Annotated in this window: 15 protein-coding genes; 9 read left to right on the top strand and 6 right to left on the bottom strand. The window is 65.3% G+C overall.

The window, feature by feature from the left end; all coding sequences use genetic code 11:
* Nucleotides 1-60: 60 nt before the first annotated feature.
* Complete coding sequence (locus tag OZ911_RS07645; protein WP_023048608.1) at nt 61-1,368, bottom strand: T6SS phospholipase effector Tle1-like catalytic domain-containing protein; 1,308 nt, start codon at nt 1,366-1,368, stop codon at nt 61-63.
* Nucleotides 1,369-1,599: 231 nt separating this feature from the next.
* Here OZ911_RS07645 and OZ911_RS07640 point away from each other — a divergent pair, with 231 nt between their 5' ends.
* The 9 genes from OZ911_RS07640 to OZ911_RS07600 all read left to right on the top strand — a co-directional run bounded on the left by OZ911_RS07640 (nt 1,600) and on the right by OZ911_RS07600 (nt 14,240).
* Nucleotides 1,600-2,559 (top strand): AAA family ATPase, encoded by a 960-nt coding sequence (locus OZ911_RS07640; RefSeq protein WP_016485555.1) that lies wholly within the window; start codon nt 1,600-1,602, stop codon nt 2,557-2,559.
* Between the two features lie 4 nt (nt 2,560-2,563).
* Nucleotides 2,564-3,508 (top strand): DUF58 domain-containing protein, encoded by a 945-nt coding sequence (locus OZ911_RS07635; protein ID WP_016485554.1) that lies wholly within the window; start codon nt 2,564-2,566, stop codon nt 3,506-3,508.
* Nucleotides 3,505-3,999, top strand: coding sequence for a DUF4381 domain-containing protein (locus OZ911_RS07630; protein WP_070086448.1), 495 nt, complete (start codon nt 3,505-3,507; stop codon nt 3,997-3,999). Before OZ911_RS07635 ends, OZ911_RS07630 begins: the two co-directional genes overlap by 4 nt.
* Nucleotides 3,992-5,068 (top strand): vWA domain-containing protein, encoded by a 1,077-nt coding sequence (locus OZ911_RS07625; protein ID WP_070086447.1) that lies wholly within the window; start codon nt 3,992-3,994, stop codon nt 5,066-5,068. The genes OZ911_RS07630 and OZ911_RS07625 overlap by 8 nt, the downstream gene beginning before the upstream one ends.
* Nucleotides 5,065-6,783, top strand: a complete 1,719-nt coding sequence (locus OZ911_RS07620; RefSeq protein ID WP_070086446.1) for a vWA domain-containing protein — start codon at nt 5,065-5,067, stop codon at nt 6,781-6,783. Before OZ911_RS07625 ends, OZ911_RS07620 begins: the two co-directional genes overlap by 4 nt.
* On the top strand, nt 6,780-8,414 hold the full coding sequence (locus OZ911_RS07615) for a BatD family protein (RefSeq protein ID WP_016485550.1): 1,635 nt from the start codon (nt 6,780-6,782) through the stop codon (nt 8,412-8,414). The genes OZ911_RS07620 and OZ911_RS07615 overlap by 4 nt, the downstream gene beginning before the upstream one ends.
* Before the next feature lie 356 nt (nt 8,415-8,770).
* The gene (locus tag OZ911_RS07610) at nt 8,771-10,009 is read left to right on the top strand and encodes an exonuclease SbcCD subunit D C-terminal domain-containing protein (protein WP_023048392.1); all 1,239 of its coding nucleotides are present in this window, start codon (nt 8,771-8,773) and stop codon (nt 10,007-10,009) included.
* Nucleotides 10,006-13,650, top strand: coding sequence for an AAA family ATPase (locus OZ911_RS07605; RefSeq protein ID WP_070086445.1), 3,645 nt, complete (start codon nt 10,006-10,008; stop codon nt 13,648-13,650). Before OZ911_RS07610 ends, OZ911_RS07605 begins: the two co-directional genes overlap by 4 nt.
* A complete protein-coding gene (locus OZ911_RS07600; RefSeq protein ID WP_031311997.1) occupies nt 13,647-14,240 on the top strand; it encodes a glutathione S-transferase in 594 nt (197 codons plus the stop codon). The genes OZ911_RS07605 and OZ911_RS07600 overlap by 4 nt, the downstream gene beginning before the upstream one ends.
* Before the next feature lie 163 nt (nt 14,241-14,403).
* Here OZ911_RS07600 and OZ911_RS07595 read toward each other — a convergent pair whose 3' ends face one another.
* The 5 genes from OZ911_RS07595 to OZ911_RS07575 form a co-directional block, all read right to left on the bottom strand.
* Complete coding sequence (locus OZ911_RS07595; RefSeq protein WP_016485546.1) at nt 14,404-14,583, bottom strand: hypothetical protein; 180 nt, start codon at nt 14,581-14,583, stop codon at nt 14,404-14,406.
* Nucleotides 14,584-14,705: 122 nt separating this feature from the next.
* A complete protein-coding gene (locus tag OZ911_RS07590; protein ID WP_024717868.1) occupies nt 14,706-15,836 on the bottom strand; it encodes a lactonase family protein in 1,131 nt (376 codons plus the stop codon).
* Nucleotides 15,802-16,092, bottom strand: a complete 291-nt coding sequence (locus OZ911_RS07585) for a DUF5629 family protein (RefSeq protein WP_016485544.1) — start codon at nt 16,090-16,092, stop codon at nt 15,802-15,804. Before OZ911_RS07585 ends, OZ911_RS07590 begins: the two co-directional genes overlap by 35 nt.
* Before the next feature lie 150 nt (nt 16,093-16,242).
* On the bottom strand, nt 16,243-18,618 hold the full coding sequence (locus OZ911_RS07580; RefSeq protein ID WP_033731806.1) for an efflux RND transporter permease subunit: 2,376 nt from the start codon (nt 18,616-18,618) through the stop codon (nt 16,243-16,245).
* A gap of 20 nt (nt 18,619-18,638) precedes the next feature.
* Nucleotides 18,639-19,667, bottom strand: coding sequence for a WD40/YVTN/BNR-like repeat-containing protein (locus tag OZ911_RS07575; RefSeq protein ID WP_023048020.1), 1,029 nt, complete (start codon nt 19,665-19,667; stop codon nt 18,639-18,641).
* Between the last annotated feature and the right edge of the window lie 235 nt (nt 19,668-19,902).

The raw sequence follows: 19,902 nt of genomic DNA, 5'->3' as shown, positions 1-19,902 counted from the left end.
CACACCTCTTGAGTGCGGCGCGATCCGTGTGGAAGCCGGCTTGCCGGCGATGAGGCCGGTTCAGGTTGATAAAGCTACCGGGTTCGGATGCACCACCCGACCGCCTGCCGCTGGCCGGTTGATGAACAACATATCCAGCACACTGTTGCGCAACCCCTTCAGCGCATTCCAGTTCGCCGAGGTGTGCACATACCTGTCACGCAACAACCGCTGCTCATCCCCGGTCAGGCCAGGCTGTTCACATTCACCCAGGGCAAACGCATGCAACTTGCGGCTGATCTCCAGCAAATCAGCCGGCACCCCATGCTCAGCCTGCCCACCCAACGGCTCAAACGGCACCCCCGCACGCACCGCCAGCTCACGCATGACACTCAGGTACACCCGCGAAAGCTGCCCCGCCACCTCCCGCTCCCGGTACACCGCCGCATACACCTGCTTTTGCGCCTCCTCTGGCCGCCCACCGGCAATCGCTTCTTCCCAGGTAATCACCCGCGCGCCCAAGCCGCCAAATGCCGACGCCAACAACGCACTTACCTTGGCATATGCGCGGGTCTGTTCAGCGCAGACGCGCCGCATCACACGCTGTGACTGCGGTTTGCACAGCAGTACCCGCTCCAGCGTACTGCTCGGGTAACCACCACCAATATTCGAATGCACACCCGGCAACACGATGTCGTGACCGCTGCTCACCAATGGGAAGTTGTGCCGCTGCTCATCCCCCGCCACCAGTTGCACCACATGACGGGCAATGCCGGTACCCAGGCCCAGCCGCAAGCCGCCATGGCGGTCGTCGGCAGGGTCGAAATCGCCCTGCAACGGCGCAATGATCGCAGCCACGGTGTCGAACAGGCCGATGAAATTGATCGTGATACTGCACGGTACTGCCAGCAGCCTGGCGCCGTCGTCGTGCAGCAGATTTGCCAGATGACGTACTGCCGCCGCACCGCGGCTGAAGCCGAACAGGTCGAACTCGACCTGCGCCAGCATGGCCTGCGGATGCGCCCAGCGCCAATCGCGCAGTTGCCCGGCAAGCCCCGCCAAGGCTTCGGTAACCCGCGCTTGCGCCCCCGTGTGGCCACGCCCGGTGGCCGAGGCATAGGTGCCATCCGCCTCACCGGCTCGGGTACCCACCCCCTCCACATAACATTTCAGAAACGCCATGGCCCCGCCCGTATCGGCCGCCTGCGCCGGGTACAGCGCATGCAACAGGGCCACATTGCTCAAGGCGTTGGCATAACTGGCGCCTTTGTCGCCGTTCGCATCCGCCGATATCGCATTGTGCTGGTTGTTACCCGTGCCGTCGAAAAACACGCCGAACCTCAAAGTGAGCGGCGCAGCGGCTTCATTACTGCAGCTGTTCAGTTCCATCGTTGTGCTCCTGCTTGCGTCAGAAGCACAAGCAGGCGCCAGGACCCCGCCGCAGAACATCGGCCTTTGGCCAGCCACTTGCAGGACATTTCTGTATATACAAGGCCCAGGGCTGGATAAATTTCCCAGCCGCCATTGGTCGCCACCCCCCCGGATGGATTAAAGTATCACCCCTTGCCAGGGCAGCTGCCTTCAGCCCCGCCTGCGGCCCCATACCAGGAACCGTCACTGATGGAACACCGTGAAGCGCTGACCGCGCTGCGCACCTTTCTTTCTACCCAGATCCTAGGCCAGGAGAAACTGGTCGAACGGCTGTTGATCGTGCTGCTGGCCGACGGCCACATGCTGGTCGAAGGTGCCCCGGGCCTGGCCAAGACCAAGGCCATCAAAGAACTGGCCGAAGGCATCGAGGCGCAGTTCCATCGCATCCAGTTCACCCCAGACCTGCTCCCGGCCGACATCACCGGTACCGAAATCTACCGCCCGGAAACCGGCAGCTTCGTGTTCCAGCAGGGGCCGATCTTCCACAACCTGGTACTGGCCGACGAAATCAACCGCGCCCCGGCCAAGGTGCAGTCGGCACTGCTCGAAGCCATGGCGGAGCGCCAGGTCAGCGTGGGCCGCAGCACCTACGACCTGTCGCCGCTGTTCCTGGTCATGGCCACGCAGAACCCGATCGAGCAGGAAGGTACCTACCCCCTGCCCGAAGCCCAGCTCGACCGCTTCCTGATGCACGTTAAAATCGGCTTCCCCGACGCAGCCGTGGAGCGGCGCATCCTGGCGCAAGCCCGTGGCGAAGCGCTGGGCGGCGAAACCAAGCCCGAGCGCCGGGTCAGCCAGCAGGCCATCTTTGCTGCGCGCAAGGAAATCCTCGGCCTGTACATGGCCGACGCGGTGGAGGAATACCTGGTGCAACTGGTGATGGCCACCCGCACCCCGGCCAAGTTCGACACCGAGCTGGCCGACTGGATCGCCTACGGCGCCAGCCCACGCGGTTCCATCTCGCTGGACCGCTGCGCGCGTGCCCACGCCTGGCTGGCCGGGCGGGACTTCGTCAGCCCCGAAGACATCCAGGCCGTGCTGTTCGACGTGCTGCGCCACCGCATCATCCTGTCGTTCGAGGCCGAGGCGGCGGGGATCGACCAGGACCGTGTGGTCCAGCGCATCCTCGACGTCGTCGCCGTTGCCTGACCCAATGCCCACCGCGCAGCTGGCCGAACCCGGCATCCGCATCGGCCTTGCCGAGCTGATCGACATGCGCCACCGCGTGCGCGAAATCCAGCTGTTTTCCAAGCCCGGCCAGCGCAGCCCGCTGGTGGGCCTGCACCATTCCAAGCTGCGCGGGCGCGGGGTGGACTTCGACCAGGTGCGCGTGTACCAGGCCGGCGACGATGTGCGCAACATCGACTGGCGGGTCACTGCACGCACCCAGGAACCGCACACCAAGCTGTTCCACGAAGAGCGCGAGCGGCCGATCTTCATCCTCGTCGAGCAAAGCCAACGGCTGTTCTTTGGTTCGGGCCTGCTGTTCAAGTCGGTGCTGGCGGCCCAGGCTGCGGCACTGTTCGGCTGGGCCGCACTGGGCCACAACGACCGCATAGGCGGGTTGGTGTTCGGTGACAACGACCCTCACGAAATCAAGCCCCGGCGCAGCAAGCAGAGCCTGCTGCAACTGCTCAACCGCCTGGCCAAGGTCAACCAGTCGCTGCACACCGAAGCCGTGCCCCAGGCCGACAGCCTTGGCCTGGCCCTGCGCCGGGCGCGAGAGGTACTGCGCCCTGGCAGCCTGGCCATTGTCATTTGCGACGAACGTGCGCTGACCGCGCAGTGCGAACAGCACCTGGCCATGCTTTCGCGCCACTGCGACTTGTTGCTGCTACCAGTCTCCGACCCGCTCGACCACGCCCTCCCTGCCGCCGGCCTGTTACGCTTTGCCCAGCGGGGCGCGCAGCTGGAACTCGACACCCTGGACGCCAACCTGCGCCAGGCCTATCGCAAGCAGGCCGAAGCACGCATCGAGCGCTGGGAGCTGATGGCCCAGAAACTGCGCGTCGTGTTGATGCCGCTGAGCACCCAAAGCGACATGATCGAGCAACTGCGCGAGTACCTGAACGCCCAGCGGCCAAGGAGCGCGTCATGAACCCGCTCGACCAGTTGCACCCACTGATCGAGCCTGCGCCTGTCGGCCTGTGGCCGCCTGCGCCCGGCTGGTGGCTGCTGCTGGCCGTGCTGCCATTGCTGGGCTGGGGCCTGTGGCGGCTGCGCCGCTGGCGCCCGGGCAAACGCCGCATCGTGCGCGCCGAACAACCGCTCGACCCGGTGCGCGTGGCCGCCCTGGCCGAGCTGGCGCGCCTGCCGCGCCCCTACGACGGCGCTCCGGCCGGGGCCTGGCTGCAACACATCAACGCCCTGCTCAAGCGCCTGTGCCGCAGCCACTACCCGGGTGCCAACAGCCACACCCTCAACGGCCGCCAGTGGCTGGCATTTCTCGACAACCGCTGCCCGGCTGCCGGCCTGACCCGCTGGATGATACTGGTCGAAGGCGCCTACAAGCCTGAGTGCAAGCTTGATGACAAGGCCATTGCCGGGCTCAGCCAAGCCGTCGAAACCTGGATCCGCAAGCATGTTTGAACTGGCCTGGCCGTGGGTCTTCGCCCTGTTGCCGCTGCCTTGGCTGGCGCGCCTGCTGCTGCCGGCCGCCGACAGCGGCGAGCCGGTGCTCAAGGTAGGCTTCCTCAACGAGCTGGAAGGCCTGGCAGGGCGCCGCGCACGGCTCAACCTGCCCACCTGGCGCCAGCAGGCGCCGTTCGTGGTCATCTGGTTGTTGCTGCTATGCGCCGCCGCCCGCCCGCAATGGCTGGGCGATCCGGTGCCGGTGGCCGCCAGCGGCCGCGACCTGCTGGTGGCGGTGGACGTGTCCGGGTCGATGGACTTCCCCGACATGCAGTGGAAAAACGAAGACATCAGCCGCCTCGACCTGGTCAAGGCGCTGATGGGCGACTTCTTGCAAGACCGTGAAGGCGACCGTGTGGGCCTGATCCTGTTCGGCAGCCAGGCCTACCTGCAGGCGCCGCTCACCTTCGACCGGCGCACCGTGCGTACATTCCTGATGGAGGCGCAAATCGGCATCGCCGGCAAAAACACCGCCATCGGTGACGCCATTGGCCTGGCGGTCAAACGCCTGCGCCAACGGCCAGCACAAAGCCGGGTGCTGGTGCTGATCACCGACGGCGCCAACAACGGCGGGCAAATCCACCCGCTGACCGCTGCCCGCCTGGCCGCCCAGGAAGGGGTGCGTATCTACACCATCGGCATTGGCGCCAACCCCGAAGCCAGTGGCACCCCCGGCTTGCTTGGCCTGAATCCGAGCCTGGACCTGGATGAGGCCTCGCTCAAGGAAATCGCCGACATCACCCACGGTGCCTATTTCCGTGCCCATGACGGCGCCGAACTGGGCGCCATCGGCGACGCCCTCGATCAGCTGGAGCCGGTAGCCCAACAGCCTACCCAGGCACGCACGGCCCAGGCCCTGTACGCCTGGCCCCTGGCCTTGGCGCTGCTGCTCAGCGTGCTGCTGGTGGTGGCCGTGCAATGGCCCAACAACTTGTTGCAACGCCTGCTGCGCAAGCCGCGTTTCCTGCAGCCGCACCCGGAATGGCGCCAGCGTCTGAAGCGCCTGCGCCTGAGGAGGCGGCGATGATCGAACTGTGGCCCCAATGGCTTCGCCCGCTGTGGTTGCTGGCCGTGCCGCTGCTCGGCTGGCTGCTGTACAAGCTGTGGCACCGGCGCAAGCGCGCCGGGCGCTGGCAGATGATCTTGCCGCCGGCCTTCCACGGCGTATTGCTGGGCGGTGGCAGCGGCAGCGCAAGCAAGCTGCCGTGGATAGCACTGGGCCTGGCCTGGGCGCTGGTGATCCTGGCCCTGCTCGGGCCCAGCTGGCAGCGTGTGGAAGAAAACCGCCAGCGCCCGGCCGACCCCTTGGTGATCCTGCTGGAGCTGACCCCGCAGATGCTCGCCGACGACAGCCCGCCCAACCGCCTGGAGCAGGCCCGGCGCAAGGTGCTCGACCTGCTCGAACGCCGCCGTGACAGCCAGACTGCGCTGGTGGTGTATGCCGGCTCGGCGCACACCCTGGTGCCGCTGTCCGATGACCTGGCCACCACCCGCAACCTGCTGGAGGCCATCGACCCGTCGATCATGCCAAAACCTGGCCAACGCGCCGACCTGGCCGTGCAAAAAGGCCTGGCCTTGCTGGCCCAGAGTGGCCTGGGCCAAGGGCGTTTGCTGTTGATCGGCTCGTCGCTGAGTGCCCAGGAACGGCAAGGCATCAGCCAGGCCCTCGGCCGTCAAGGCCCAAGCCTGCTGATGCTGGGCATTGGCAGCCGCGAAGGCGCGCCGGTACGCCAGGCCAGCGGCGAATACCTCAAGGACGACCAGGGCGGCATTCTTTTGCCACGGCTGGACAGCGCCAGCCTCAAAGGCTTCATCAACGGCACGGGCGGACGCTACCGGCATGCCCGCATCGACGACCTCGACCTGCGCGGGCTGGGCCTGTTCGACAACCCGCGCACCGCACGCAATGACGGCCAGACCCTGCAACTGGACAGCTGGGCCGACCAGGGTTACTGGCTGCTGATCCCGTTGTTGTTGCTGGCCGCCTGCGCCGGCCGTCGTGGCTGGCTGTTCTGCCTGCCACTGCTGCTGGCCCTGCCACAGCCCAGCCAGGCCTTTGAGTTCAACGACCTGTGGCTGCGCCCCGACCAGCAAGGCCAGCGCCTGCTGGAACAAAACCGCCCGGCCAGCGCCGCACGCCACTTCCAGAACCCACAGTGGCGCGGCATGGCCCTGTACCAGGCCGGCGACTATGCCCGTGCCGCCGAGGCATTTTCCCAAGGCGACACAGCCGCCGCCCACTACAATCGAGGCAATGCCCTCGCCCGCAGCGGCGAACTGGAGGCCGCCCTGGACGCCTACGAGCAAGCCCTGGAGCGCCAGCCAGACCTGCAACCGGCGCTGGACAACCAGGCGCTGGTGCAACAACTGCTGCAACAGCGCGAGGCCAAGGCCGAGGAGCAGTCAGCCAGCAGCGATGCCCAAGGTACACCCGGCAGTGAAACCGAAGGCAATAGCAGCTCGTCCAGCAGCCCGGCCCAAGGCACGCCCGGCAGCGACGAACAGGCCAACGCCGAACAACCCGGTGAAAGCAGCAATAACAACCAGGCCGCGCCCGGCAACCAGGCGGGTGCTGACGACAATGTCACCCAGCCGCCACAGCGCCCGGTTTCGACCAGCCTCGACACCGAGCAGCGCCAGGCCCTGGAACAATGGCTGCGGGAGATCCCCGATAACCCGGCGGAGCTGCTGCGGCGCAAATTCTGGTATGAACAGCAATTGCATCAGGAAACCCCACGATGAGTCGCTTCGGCGTCTTTCTGCTCACCCTGGTATGGGCCGTGCTGGCCCAGGCCGAGCCGCTGCTGCAAGCCAGCGTTGACCGCACCCGCCTGGAAGCCGGCGAGAGCCTGGAGCTGACCCTGGAAAGCCAGGACGTCACCGAGTTCGGCAAGCCCGACCTGCGCGCCCTGGAAGGTGACTTTGAAGTGCGCGGCACGCGCCAGCTGAACAGCCTGCACACCCTGGACGGTGAAACCCGCGCCAGTACCCGCTGGATCATCACCCTGCTGCCACGGCGCAGCGGCAGCCTGCGCATTCCCGAGCTGCAACTGGGCCAGTCGCACAGCCAGGCCATCGAACTGCAAGTGCTGCAAGCCGATGCCAGCCGCCAGGACAGCGCCTCGCAAGTGTTCATCGAAGCGACCCTGGACAGCAACGACGTCTACGTCCAGGCCCAGGCTGTGCTGACCCTGCGCATCTACCATTCGGTGGCGCTGTACGACGACAGCAGCCTCAGCCCGCTGCAACTGGAGAACGCCAAGGTCGAGCCACTAGGCGAATCGCGCACGTATGAAAAGGAAATCAACGGCGTGCGTCATGGCGTGATCGAAACCCGCTATGCGGTGTACGCGCAGCAAAGTGGCAGCCTCGATATTCCCTCACTGACCTTTACCGCCACTGCCGCCGCCAGCAACGACGAAGCGCCACAAGCCAATGGCACGGCGCGCGCCGGCCGCCAGGTGCAGGTCAGTTCGCTGCCCTTGCGCCTCACCGTGCGGCCGATTCCCGCGGCCTGGCCCGCTGGCGTACCATGGTTGCCAGCCCGCAGCCTGACCCTGGAAGAGCACTGGAACCCCGACCCGGGCAGCCAGCAGGTGCAGATTGGCGACTCGCTGACGCGCAACATCACCTTGCGTGCCGAGGGCTTGTCCAGCACCCAACTGCCGCCGCTGCCCGCCACAGAGATCATCGGCTTGCGCCGCTACCCTGACCAACCGCTGCTGCGCAACGAAATCAGCGAGCGCGGCATGACCGCCAACCGCGAAGAACGCGAAGCCCTGGTGCCGACTCACGCCGGTACGCTGACCTTGCCGGCGCTGGAAGTGGCCTGGTGGAACACCCGCGAAGACCATCTGGAACACAGCAGCCTGCCGGCGCGCACCCTGAATGTGCAGGACAACCCGGCGCTAAGCGCAGACACCCCTGTGGGCGACAACAGCAGCGCCAGCACCCTGCTGTGGCCTTGGCAACTGGCCACACTGGTGTTCGCCCTGACCACCGTGCTGGGCTTTGCCCTGTGGTGGCGCGCCCGCTCGCGGCCTGCGGTGCTGCGCGCGGCGCAGAACGGGCCAAGCCCACGTACCTTGCTGGACGACCTCAAGCGTGCGTGCCAGGCCAACGACCCCCAGGCCACGCGCCAGGCGCTGGATGCGTGGGCCCGGCAACAACCGGAAACCCTGGCCGAGATGGCCGCGCGCTTCGTGCCGTTGTCGGATGCGCTGGATGGGTTGAACGGGGCGTTGTATAGCGAGAGTGGCCAGTATTGGCAGGGTGAGGATTTATGGCGGGCGATTGGCACCATTCCGCCGGCTGAGCAGGTGCTGCTGCCGACGGGTGACAACGGCAGCTTGCCGCCGCTTTATCCCAAGTAGGCCACCAGGTGTTCGCCACAAGGTTTTCAGCGCCTGTGAGATCGAGCGCCGCCCGCGCGGCGCATCGCGAGCTGCGCTCGCTCCTACGTTTGTTTCGGGCCAGTTATTCCTGGGGGAATTGCGCGCGAACGCTTTGGCGCATGTCTCGGTATTGCGTCGTATGGACAAGGGGGGCGCGCGCGCCTGTCACAGACGTTACTGGCCCGAAACAAACGTAGCAGCTCGCGATGCGCCGCGCGGGCGGCGCTCGATCTCACAGCCGCCAAACATCTCCAGGCAGACACCTCTCAACCCCATCCTTGGGTTACCATACCGCCCTTTCCCCGCTTGCCCGACTCGACACCAACAGGTCATCCATGCGTCTGTTTCATACCTCCGACTGGCACCTGGGCCAAAGCCTGCACGGCCAGGAACGCGACTTCGAACACGCCTGCTTCCTCGACTGGCTGCTCGGCCAGCTGCGCCTGCGCCAGCCGGATGCGCTGCTGATTGCCGGCGACATCTTCGACACGGTCAACCCGCCGGTCAAAGCCCAGGAGCGCCTCTACGACTTCATCGTCCAGGCCCATGAGCAACAGCCCAAGCTGGACATCGTGATGATCGCCGGCAACCACGACTCCGGCTCGCGCATCGAGCTGCCCGCCGCATTGATGCGCCGTCTGCGCACCCATGCCCTGGGCCGTGTGCACTGGCTGGATGAAGGCCAGCTGGATGCCGAGCGCCTGTTGATCCCGTTGACCAACGGCCGCGGCAAGGTCGCCGCCTGGTGCCTGGCCCTGCCCTTCCTGCGCCCGGCCGAGGTCACCGGCCCGAACCTGGGCGACGACTATCTGCAAGGCATCACCCAGGTGCACCAGCAACTGATCGCCGCCGCGCAGAAAAAGCGCAAGAAAGACCAGGCGCTGATCGCCATCAGCCATGCGCACATGGCCGGTGGCTCGGTGTCGGAGGACTCGGAGCGCAGCCTGATCATCGGCAACGCCGAGGCACTGCCGGCCAAGCTGTTCGACAAGGCCATCAGCTATGTCGCCCTGGGCCACCTGCACAAGCCGCAGAAGGTCAACCGCGAAGAACGCCTCCGCTACAGCGGCTCGCCGATCCCGCTGTCGTTCGCCGAAATCAACTACCCGCACCAGGTGCTGGAAGTGGAGCTGGACGGCACCGACCTGGTCAGCGTCGAACCGCGCCCGGTACCGCGCGCGGTGGCCCTGCAACGGGTCGGCCCGGCGCCGCTCGGCGAACTGCTGCAACAACTGGCCGACCTGCCCGTGATCGACCTGCTCGAAGACCCCAACCGCCAGCCCTGGCTGGAGGTGCGGGTGATACTGGACGAGCCGCAACCCGACCTGCGCCAGCAGATTGAAACGGCGTTGGAAGGCAAGGCAGTGCGGCTGATCCGCATCAGCGCCGAATACGCCGGCCGCAATAACGCCGAAGACGATGACCTGGCCTTTGTCGAGCTTTCCCAGATGACCCCGCAGGACCTGTTCAGCCGCGCCTGGGAGCAGGCTTATGGCAACCCCGCAGATGAGCAGGCGCTGGCCGACTTTGCCCTGCTGTTGCAGGACGTGCAGCATGAAGAGGAGCAGCCATGAAGATTCTCGCCATTCGCTTGAAGAACCTGGCATCGCTGGCCGGCCCGGTCGAAATCGACTTTACCGCCGAGCCGCTGGCCAGCGCTGGCCTGTTTGCCATCACCGGGCCCACCGGGGCGGGCAAGAGCACGCTGCTCGACGCCCTGTGCCTGGCGTTGTTTGGCACGGTGCCACGCCTGAACGACATTGGCCGCGAGGCCAAGGTGCCCGACGCCGATGGCGAAATCCCCACCTACGACCCGCGCAACCTGCTGCGCCGGGGCACCGGCAGTGGCTTCGCCGAGGTCGATTTCATCGGTATCGACGGCCGCCGCTACCGCGCCCGCTGGGAAGCCAACCGCGCCCGCGACAAGGCCAATGGCAAGCTGCAACACAGCCGCCAGAGCTTCTACGACCTGGACAGCGAACAGGTGCTGGGCAGCGGCAAGAACGAATACAAGCAACTGGTCGAAGCCCGCCTGGGCCTGAACTTCGAGCAGTTCACCCGTGCGGTGATGCTGGCTCAAAGCGAGTTCGGGGCCTTCCTCAAGGCTGACGACAAAGAGCGCAGCGAGCTGCTGGAAAAGCTCACCAACACCGCCATCTACACCCGCCTGGGCCAGCGTGCCTTCAGCAAGGCCCGTGAAGCCGCCGAGGCCCACAACGCCCTCAAGGACCGCGCCAGCCACCTGTTACCAATGGCCCCCGAAGCCCGCACCGAACTGGACCAGCGCCTGGAGCAGGCGCAGCAGCAGTTCAAGGCCGACCAGGCCGGCGAGCGCCAACTGGAACAGCAACGCAACTGGCTGAATGAGCAACGCCAGTTGCAGGCCCAGCATGCCGAAGCCGGCACCGCGCTGCAGGCCGCCGAACACAGCTGGCAGCAACTGGCCGAACCCCGCCTGGACCTCGTACGCCTGGAACGCCTTGCCCCGCAGCGCCACCAGTTCCACCGCCAGCAGGCGCTGGCTGCGCAACTGGCACCCATGGCCGCGAAGATCGCTGAGCAACAGCAACAGCAAACCGAGCTGCAACTGCGCACCCTCGAGCTCGAACAGGCGCTGAGCGCCGCACGCCAAGCGCTTGCCGACCGCCAGGCCCGGCACAGCGAGAACGCACCACGCCTGCGTCAGGCCTTTGCCGCCCAGGACAACGTGGCCCGCCTGGGCCAGGAGCTGGCCGCGCAGCGCAGCACCGGCCAACAGGCTGAACAACAGGTCGCCGAGGGCCAGCAGCAGGTGCAGCAGCTGGAAGCCAACCAGCAGCGCAGCCTGCAGCAACTGGCCAACATCGACACCGCACTGGCCGACAGCCAGCACCTGGCGGGCCTGGCCGATGCCTGGCACGCCTATCTGCCGCAGCTCAAGCAGGTGATGCTGATTGGTGGCCGCCTGGCCAAAGGCCGTGATGAACTGCCCGGCCTGCAGGCCCAGGCCAGCCAGGCCAATGCTCACCTGCAGGCCGAGCGCGACGCCTATGACCTGCTATTCCGTGAAGCCAAGGCCGAACCGCAGGCCCTTGCCGAACAAATCGACCTGCTCGGTGGCATGCTGCAGGATAACCGCAAGCAACAGCGCGCCGTCGAGGAGCTGTCGCGCCTGCATGGCCGTGAACAAGACCTGCGCCAGCAGCTGGATGCCATGCGCGAACGGCAGCAGCAGGCCATGCAGCAACGCCAGCAACTGATTACCGAAGGCACCGCCGCCAAGGCCGAGCTGGAAGCGGCCGAGCAAGCGCTGACCCTCACCCGCCAGTTGCTGGAACGCCAGCGCCTGGCGCGCAACACCAGCGTCGAAGAACTGCGTGGCCAGCTGCGCGACGGCGAACCCTGCCCCGTGTGTGGCAGCGCCGAGCACCCGTTTCATCAGCCCGAAGCGCTGCTGCAGAGCCTGGGTCGCCATGACCAGGCCGAAGAAGAGGCCGCGCAGAAGCAGGTCGAAACCCTCAACGGCAAGCTGGTGGAACTGCGTACCCAGCTGGGCGTGGTGAATGCCCAGCTCAAGGACTACCAACAGCAACTGCAACAATTGGGCGAACAGCTGCAACCGCTGGTGGCCCAGGTACAGGCGCACAGCCTGTGGCCGGCCCTCGCCCCGCAGGACGACAAGGCCCGCAGCACCTGGCTCGACAGCCAGTTGCGGCGCCTGGATGAAGAAATCGGCCAGGACGAGAAGCGCCAGAGCGCCCTGCTCGCCCTGCAAAAAGATGCCGCCCGCCTCAACCAGCAATTGCAGGCTGCCCACGACGCCCAGCAGCAGGCCCAGCGTCATCTGGAGCAACAGCACCAGGCCCTGGCCAACGATGAGCAGCAGTTGCAGCAGGGGCTGAGCGACCTCGCTGGCGTATTGCCCGAGCAAGCCCTCAAGGCCCTCAACGAAGACCCGGCAAATGCCTTCCTCGCCCTCGACCAGCAGATTGCCCAGCGCCTCCAGCAACTGGAGCAGCGCAAGGACGAACTGGAAGAACAACAAGCCCGTCAGGCACAGCTGGACAAGTTGCACGACCAGCAACAGGCGCGCGTGCAAGGGCTGCAGCAGTTGCAGCAGAAACTGGCCGTCCTCGAAGAACAACGCCAGCAGGCCCAGGCCTCACTCGGCGAACTGCTGGGTGAGCACAGCAGTGCAGAAGCCTGGCAGCAGCACATGAACAGCACGCTGGAGCAAGCCCGCGCCCTGGACGCCGACACCGCCCAGCGCCTGCAAGACCTGCGCACCCAGGGTGTGCAACTGGCCAGTGAACTCAAGGCCAACGTCCAGCAGCAGCAAGCGCTGGACGCCGAGTGCCAGCAGTTGCAGGGCCAGATTGCCCAGTGGCGCAGCGAGCACCCGGAACTGGATGACGCCGGCCTGGATCGCCTGCTGGCCATGGATGACGCGCACGTCAATGAACTGCGCCAGCGCCTGCAAAACGCCGAAAAAGCCATCGAACAGGGCCGTGTGCTGCTGCAGGAGCGCGAACAACGCCTGCAACAACACGCCACGCAAATGACCGTGGACACCTCGGCCGAAGCCCTGGAGCACGCCCTGACCGGGCTGCGCGCGCGCCTGGCCAGCCACGAGCAGCAGTGCGCCGAACTGCGCGCGCAACAGGCCGACGACCAACGTCGCCAGCAGGCACACCAGGCGTTGGCGGCAGAAATCGAACAGGCCCATCAGCAATGGCAACGCTGGGGGCGCCTGAACGCTTTGATCGGTTCAGCCTCGGGCGATGTGTTCCGCAAGATCGCCCAGGGTTACAACCTCGATCTGCTGCTGCACCACGCCAACACCCAGTTGCGCCAGCTGGCCCGCCGCTACCGCCTCAAGCGTGGCGGAAGCGCCTTGGGCCTGCTGGTGCTGGACACCGAGATGGGCGACGAACTGCGCTCGGTGCATTCGCTGTCGGGCGGGGAAACCTTCCTGGTCTCACTGGCCCTGGCCCTGGGCCTGGCCTCGATGGCCTCCAGCACCCTGCGCATCGAATCGCTGTTCATCGACGAAGGCTTCGGCAGCCTCGACCCCGAGTCGCTGCAACTGGCCATGGACGCACTCGACGGCTTGCAGGCCCAAGGCCGCAAGGTGGCGGTGATCTCCCACGTGCAGGAAATGCACGAGCGTATCCCGGTGCAAATCCAGGTGCGCCGCCAGGGCAATGGCCTGAGTGACGTGGAGGTATGCGGGTGATCCTCTACTCGTTCCGCCGCTGCCCCTGGGCCATGCGCGCGCGCCTGGCCTTGCGCTATGCCGGGTGCGCGGTGGAAATCTGTGAGGTGGCGATGAAGAACAAGCTGGCAGCACTGCTGGCCTTGTCGCCCAAGGGCACGGTACCGGTGCTGGATACCGGTGCCGGGGTACTGGAAGAAAGCCTGGACATCATGCGCTGGGCGCTGACGCAAAACGACCCGCAGGACTGGCAGCTACAGGCTGACCCTGCGGCGGCGCAGCAGGCTGAAGCGCTGATTGCGCGCAACGACAGCACGTTCAAGGCCCAGGTGAACCTGTACAAGTATGCCGAGCGTTACCCGCAGCATTCCCGCGAGCATTACCGCCAGCAGGCCGAGGCCTGGCTGGCGGAGCTCGAAGGCCTGCTGGCCGGCCGGCCCTACCTGCTGGCCGACCACCCGAGCATTGCCGATGCCGCGTTGCTACCCCTGATGCGCCAGTTTGCCGGGGTCGAACCGCAGTGGTTCGCCGAGGCGGCTTATCCGCGGGTGCGGAGCTGGCTGGAGGGGTGGCTGGCTTCGGAGCTGTTCAGGTCAGTCATGGCCAAATGAACAGCTCTCAGCTTTACACGGTCCCCTGTGGGAGCGGCCTTGTGTCGCGAAAGGGCCGCACAGCGGCCCCAGCATTCTTAGAGTAAACCGCTCAAATCCTGGGGGCGCTGTGCGCCCCTTTCGCGACACAAGGCCGCTCCCACAGGGGCCGCAGCAGGCTGGCTCAGTGGTGCTGCTTGGCACTCAAGGCCGCATGGAAGTTGGCACTCTGGCGCAGGTACTGCTCGGTGTAGCTGTGGGTGGCAGAGGCCTTGCCGCTGCTGTCGGCATGGGCATGCGCCGGCAGTACGACCGATGCGGAAATGGCGGATGCGGCAATAACCGGGAAGAGATTGAAGTTCATCTGGGCTGACCTCGACGGCGGTGGTTTGACGGTGGCCCGCTTGGGCCTTGGGTCAAACTTACGCCGCCGAGGCCGCACGCAAAAATTCATTGCGCCAGTATCGATTATCACGCCAATCGATATCACTCGATGAACTTGAGGTCCGAGGGTGCATCCTGCTGCAGCGTCTGCACCGTCTCCAGCAGCTTGCCGCTGCGCGGATCGCGACGCATCACCACGATCTGGTTGCTCTTCTGGTTGGCCACCAGCAGGAAGTTGTCACTCGGGTCCAGGGCAAATTCCCTGGGGTGATCGCCTTCCACCGAACGACGCTGCAGGAAGGTCAACTGGCCATCGTCCTTGCTCACGCCAAACACCACAATCTCGTTAGCCGTGCCGCGGTTGCTCACGTACAGGAAACGCCCGTCCGCCGACAGGTGCAAGCCACCCGCAGCCTTGGCTGCTGCCTCCTGGTGCTCGGTCAGGGGCAAGCGCTGGCGTTCGACCAGGTTGCCGTCCTGCACATCGAACATCACCACCTCGGCGTTCATTTCCAGGGTGAGGTAGGCATGGCGGCCTTTGGCATCGAACAGCAGGTGACGCGGCCCGCTGCCCGGCGGCAAAGCCACGGACGCCGGTATCGCCGCTGTCAGCGGGTGGTCCGCACTGGCGCCGTCGTACCGGTAGATGAACACCTTGTCGGCACCCAGGTCGCTGGCATACAGGTGCTGGCCATCAGGCGACAGCACCAGCGAATGCACATGGGCACCGGCCTGGCGCTCAGGGTTTACCCCGCTGGCCTGGTGTCGGGCCTGCTGCACCACGGGCTTGAGCTTGCCGTCCCTGGCCACCGGAATCACCACCAGGCTGCCACCGGGGTCGGGCTTGACCGCATAGTTGGCCACGAACAGGTAGCGCTGGTCACGGCTGATGCTGGCGTGGGTTGGCTCGTCGCCCTCGGTGGCCACCTGGTTGAGCGGCTTGATTTCGCCTTTGCTGCTGATGCTGAAACTGCTGGCATGGCCCTGCGGGGTTTCATTCACCGCGAACAGCTGACGCTGGTCGGCGGACAACACCAGCCACGAAGGGCTGACGCTCTTCACCACCTGCAAGGGCGTGGGGTCAATATGGCCGACCTTGTCGTCGAATTGATAGCGGTAGATGCCTTGGCTGGCACCATCGGTGTAACTGCCCACCAGCAAGGTAGCGGCGTGGGCGTGGATTGTCAGGCTCATCAGGCTAGCGGTCAGCAGGTTCGTCCAGATCCGGTTCATCTTGGTCTTCATCCGGGGCGCGAAAGGCACTCATACAGACTAGCCGATGCTCGCCGTTGGCATCGTTGAGTTGCCATTCATCACCGGTGGCGATAGCGGCGGCGACCTGATCAGGGGTGAAGGACCAGCGGCGCAGCTGGCGGCCGTCCATGCATTCGACGGTGAGGCCGGATGCGTCGGCGGTGAAATCGAAGGCGTGCAGGCCGTCGATCAGGAGCATGTCGCAGGACTGCAGGGCGGTGGCGAGGGGGGACATGGGGGTACCTGTGGGAAATATGGCGGCATTATAACCCTGGGGCTGATTTGCAGCCCATTCGCAGCACAAGGCTGCTTCTACAGGGGATCGCGTAACCCTTGCAGGAGCAGCCTTGTGCTGCGAATGGGCCGCAAAGCGGCCCCTTGCGATTCAATGGGCGAAAATGGACCCACCTTCCTTGCCCACCATCTTCTCCGGCTTGATCAGGAACCGTGCCAGCGCCGGCAGCAGCCACAGCGCGCCAAACATGTTCCACAGCAGCATGAAGGTCAGCATCAACCCCATGTCGGCCTGGAACTTGATTGCCGAGAAGATCCAGGTGCACACGCCGATGGCCAGGCACAAACCAGTGAACAACACGGCTTTACCCGTCGAACGCAGGGTCTGGTAATAGGCTTCCTGCAACGGCAACCCGGCACGCAGGAAGCTTTCCAGCCGGCTGTAGATGTAGATGCCGTAATCCACGCCAATCCCCACACCCAGCGCCACCACCGGCAAGGTCGCTACCTTCACCCCGATGCCCATGTAGGCCATCAGTGCATTGCCCAGCACCGAGGTCAGTACCAGCGGCAGGACGATGCACAGGGTGGCGGCGAACGAGCGGAAGGTGATCAGGCACATCACCGCCACACAGATGTACACCAGGATCAGGATGGTCAGCTCGGCCGACTTGATCACTTCGTTGGTCGCCGCCTCGATCCCGGCGTTGCCCGCCGCCAGCAGGAACTGCAGGCCTTCCTTGTTGTGGCTGTCGGCAAACGCCTTGGCCACGGCGGTCACCCGCTCCAGGGTCTCGGCCTTGTGGTCGTTGAGAAACACCAGCACCGGCGCCAGCGAGCAGTCACCGTTGTACAGGCCGTCGGCACGGGCGATGGAGTTGTTGAGGATGTCCGGGTTACGCGACAGGGTTTCCCATTTCAGGCTGCCCTCGTTCATGCCCTTGATCACCTGCTTGGACACGGTCACCAGGGAAATCGCCGACTGCACACCCGGGGTGTTCTGCATGGTCCACATCAGCTCGTCGATAGGCGCCATGGTCGCGTGGACCGAGCACTGCTCGGGCGGGGTTTTGACCATGATCACCAGCACGTCGGAGCTGGTCGAGTAGTTGCTGATGATGAAGCTGTTGTCCTGGTTGTAGCGCGAGTCAGGGCGCAGCTCCGGCGCGCCCTGGTCGAGGTCGCCGATCTTCAGGTTCTGGCTGTACCACAGCCCACCGGCGAAGGCGACCAGCGCCAGGGTGACAGACACCGGCGCCACCTTGGCACTGGCAAAATTCGATAGCAGGCGCCAGAAGGGGTGCTCGCGGGTCGCGTCCTTCTTGCTGCGCTCGATGGCCTTCTTGCTGATGCCGACATAGGAAATGGCCACTGGCAGCAGGATCAGGTTGGTGAACACGATCACCGCCACACCGATGGAGGCGCCGATGGCCAATTCGCGAATCACCCCGATATCGATGATCAACAGAGTGATGAAGCCCACCGCGTCGGCAAGGATGGCGATCATCCCCGGCAGGAACAGCTGGCGGAAGGTGCGCCGGGCCGCCGTGAGGGCGTTGTCGGCGTCACTCGACTGCAAGGCGATGCCGTTGATCTTCTGCACCCCGTGGGAAATGCCGATGGCGAAGATCAGGAACGGCACCAGCATCGAGTATGGGTCCAGCCCAAAGCCCACCGCATGCATCAGCCCCAGCTGCCAGACCACCGCCACCAGGGTAGTGATGAGCACGGCGATGGTGCTGCGTATGCACCAGGTGAACCAGTACAACAGCACCCAGGTAATGGCCAGGGCGACGCCGAAGAACATCGCCACCATCACCAGGCCATCGATCAGGTCACCGACCTTCTTGGCGAAGCCGACAATGTGGATTTTCACATTGGGGTTCTGCGCCTGGAACTTGTCGCGGATCTTCTCTTCCAGCAGGTGCGAGAACTGCTGGTAGTCCAGCTTCACCTGCTTGCCTGGGTCCTGCGGGTCGGGGTAGCTCTCCAGCAGCGGCACGTCGACGATGCTCGACTTGAAGTTGTTACCCACCAGGCGCCCCACCTGGCCGGACTTGAGCACGTTGTCGCGCAGGGTGTCGAGGCTGTCCTGCGAACCGTTGTAGGTGTTGGGGATCACCTCGCCACCGGAAAAGCCCTCCTCGGTTACCTCGCTCCAGCGCACGCTGGGGCTCCACAGTGACTTCAGCCCGGCACGGTCGACGCCGGGGATGTAGAACACCTCGTCATGGACCTGGCGCAGGGTCTCCATGTAGTCCTTGTCGAAGATGTCGCCATTCACCGCCTCCACCGAAATGCGCACGGTGTTACCCAGGTTGGCAAGGTCGTTGCGGTGCTCCATCATCTGCTCGATGAACGGGTGCTGCAGCGGGATCATCTTCTCGAAACTGGTGGACGGGCGAATCTGCGTCGCCTGCCAGAACAGGAAAATGCTCACCAGCACACACAGGGCGATGACCACGGGGCGGTTGTTGAAGATCAGGCGCTCAAGCAGCGTGGCCTTGTCCTGGTGGTGCGGGTGCATGGTAATGCTCTCCCTGCTGGTCATCGGCTCACCCCTTCGGCACCCTGGGCATCCGCCAGGTGTACGCCGCCCTGCCCCACCAGCAGCAGGCCGCCATTGGCCAGGCCGCTGACGCCAGCCAGGGCGATGCGGTCGGCGCGGTTGTACACGCTGAAGGTCTGGCCGCCATCGGTACTGCGCAGCACACTGCCGCCGTTGCCGACCAGCACCAAGGTGCCATCATCGAGAAGCGTAGCGCTTGCCAGGCCGAATTCGAGGTTGCCGCGCGCGACCTTGAGTTCGATCGGCTGCCAGCTGTCACCAAAATCGGTGGAACGGAACAGGTTGCCGCGCAGGCCGTAGGCCAGCAAGGCGTGCGACTGGGCGGTGCCGATCACACCGAACAGCGAGCCCTCGTAGGGGCCCTGCACCTTGGCCCAGGTCTGGCCGTTGTCGGCGGAGCGGAACATGCCGCCCTGCTCGCCTACGATGAACAGGCCGGCATCCCGCACACGGGCAATACCGTTCAGGTGTAACTGGTCAGGGTTGTCCAGGCGCTCGGCCACGTCCTGCCAGTGCTGCCCGCCGTCGGTGGTTTCCATCAAGGCGCCATAGGCCCCTACGGCAAAGCCGTGCTGCGCATCGAGGAAAGCGACATCGAGCAAGGGTGCTTCACGGGCGAGGTCTTCGAACTGCTTGGTCCAGGTTGCGCCGCCGTCGCTGCTGACGAGGATCTGCGCATCATGGCCGACCGCCCAGCCGCGCTTGTCATCGAGGAAGAACACGGCGGTGAGCAACTGCCGGGTGGGTACGCGAGCCTGGGTCCAGGTATTGCCCTGGTCGTCGGAGAACAGAATGTGGCCGCGATCCCCCACCACCACCAGGCGCTTGCCGGCATGGGTGGCGCCGATCAGCAGGCTTTGGCTGGCCTTGGCAGATTCGGTGGAGTATTCGTCGGCAGCGGCGGCCTGGGCACTGTCGGCCCACACCCCCAATGCCAGTGCCAGCAATGCGCTGGCCGCCAATGGCCAGGCACCACGCCTGGCCGGCGCCCGTAGCTGTTCCCTCATGACTGCCCCCTTGTTGTGTTCTTGTTGGTGGGTCAATGCATTGCAGGTACTGCAAAAAGCCTGATCTAGAGGCCTGCAATAGCTTGAGGGGATCGTAGCGGGGATGTCTGCGCGATTACAACGGGCGGGGTGTTATGTTTTGTTGTCGGCCCAAAAAGCTTCGCGGGTAAACCCGCTCCCACAGGTGCTACACCGTCCATGAAAGCGGTGAAGTACCTGTGGGGGCGGGTTTACC

The organism is Pseudomonas fortuita (assembly GCF_026898135.2).
Lineage (GTDB): Bacteria > Pseudomonadota > Gammaproteobacteria > Pseudomonadales > Pseudomonadaceae > Aquipseudomonas > Aquipseudomonas fortuita.
Note: the sequence above shows the minus strand (reverse complement) of the source record. Positions and strands in the feature narration are given on the sequence as shown.

Excerpts from the sequence above, each read along its gene's own strand:
- OZ911_RS07585 (WP_016485544.1), bottom strand. The coding sequence starts at position 16,092 with ATGTCCCCCCTCGCCACCGCCCTGCAGTCCTGCGACATGCTCCTGATC.
- OZ911_RS07615 (WP_016485550.1), top strand. The coding sequence starts at position 6,780 with ATGAGTCGCTTCGGCGTCTTTCTGCTCACCCTGGTATGGGCCGTGCTG.
- OZ911_RS07620 (WP_070086446.1), top strand. The coding sequence starts at position 5,065 with ATGATCGAACTGTGGCCCCAATGGCTTCGCCCGCTGTGGTTGCTGGCC.
- OZ911_RS07630 (WP_070086448.1), top strand. The coding sequence starts at position 3,505 with ATGAACCCGCTCGACCAGTTGCACCCACTGATCGAGCCTGCGCCTGTC.
- OZ911_RS07610 (WP_023048392.1), top strand. The coding sequence starts at position 8,771 with ATGCGTCTGTTTCATACCTCCGACTGGCACCTGGGCCAAAGCCTGCAC.
- OZ911_RS07575 (WP_023048020.1), bottom strand. The coding sequence starts at position 19,667 with ATGAGGGAACAGCTACGGGCGCCGGCCAGGCGTGGTGCCTGGCCATTG.
- OZ911_RS07645 (WP_023048608.1), bottom strand. The coding sequence starts at position 1,368 with ATGGAACTGAACAGCTGCAGTAATGAAGCCGCTGCGCCGCTCACTTTG.
- OZ911_RS07635 (WP_016485554.1), top strand. The coding sequence starts at position 2,564 with ATGCCCACCGCGCAGCTGGCCGAACCCGGCATCCGCATCGGCCTTGCC.
- OZ911_RS07595 (WP_016485546.1), bottom strand. The coding sequence starts at position 14,583 with ATGAACTTCAATCTCTTCCCGGTTATTGCCGCATCCGCCATTTCCGCA.
- OZ911_RS07605 (WP_070086445.1), top strand. The coding sequence starts at position 10,006 with ATGAAGATTCTCGCCATTCGCTTGAAGAACCTGGCATCGCTGGCCGGC.
- OZ911_RS07580 (WP_033731806.1), bottom strand. The coding sequence starts at position 18,618 with ATGCACCCGCACCACCAGGACAAGGCCACGCTGCTTGAGCGCCTGATC.
- OZ911_RS07625 (WP_070086447.1), top strand. The coding sequence starts at position 3,992 with ATGTTTGAACTGGCCTGGCCGTGGGTCTTCGCCCTGTTGCCGCTGCCT.
- OZ911_RS07590 (WP_024717868.1), bottom strand. The coding sequence starts at position 15,836 with ATGAACCGGATCTGGACGAACCTGCTGACCGCTAGCCTGATGAGCCTG.
- OZ911_RS07640 (WP_016485555.1), top strand. The coding sequence starts at position 1,600 with ATGGAACACCGTGAAGCGCTGACCGCGCTGCGCACCTTTCTTTCTACC.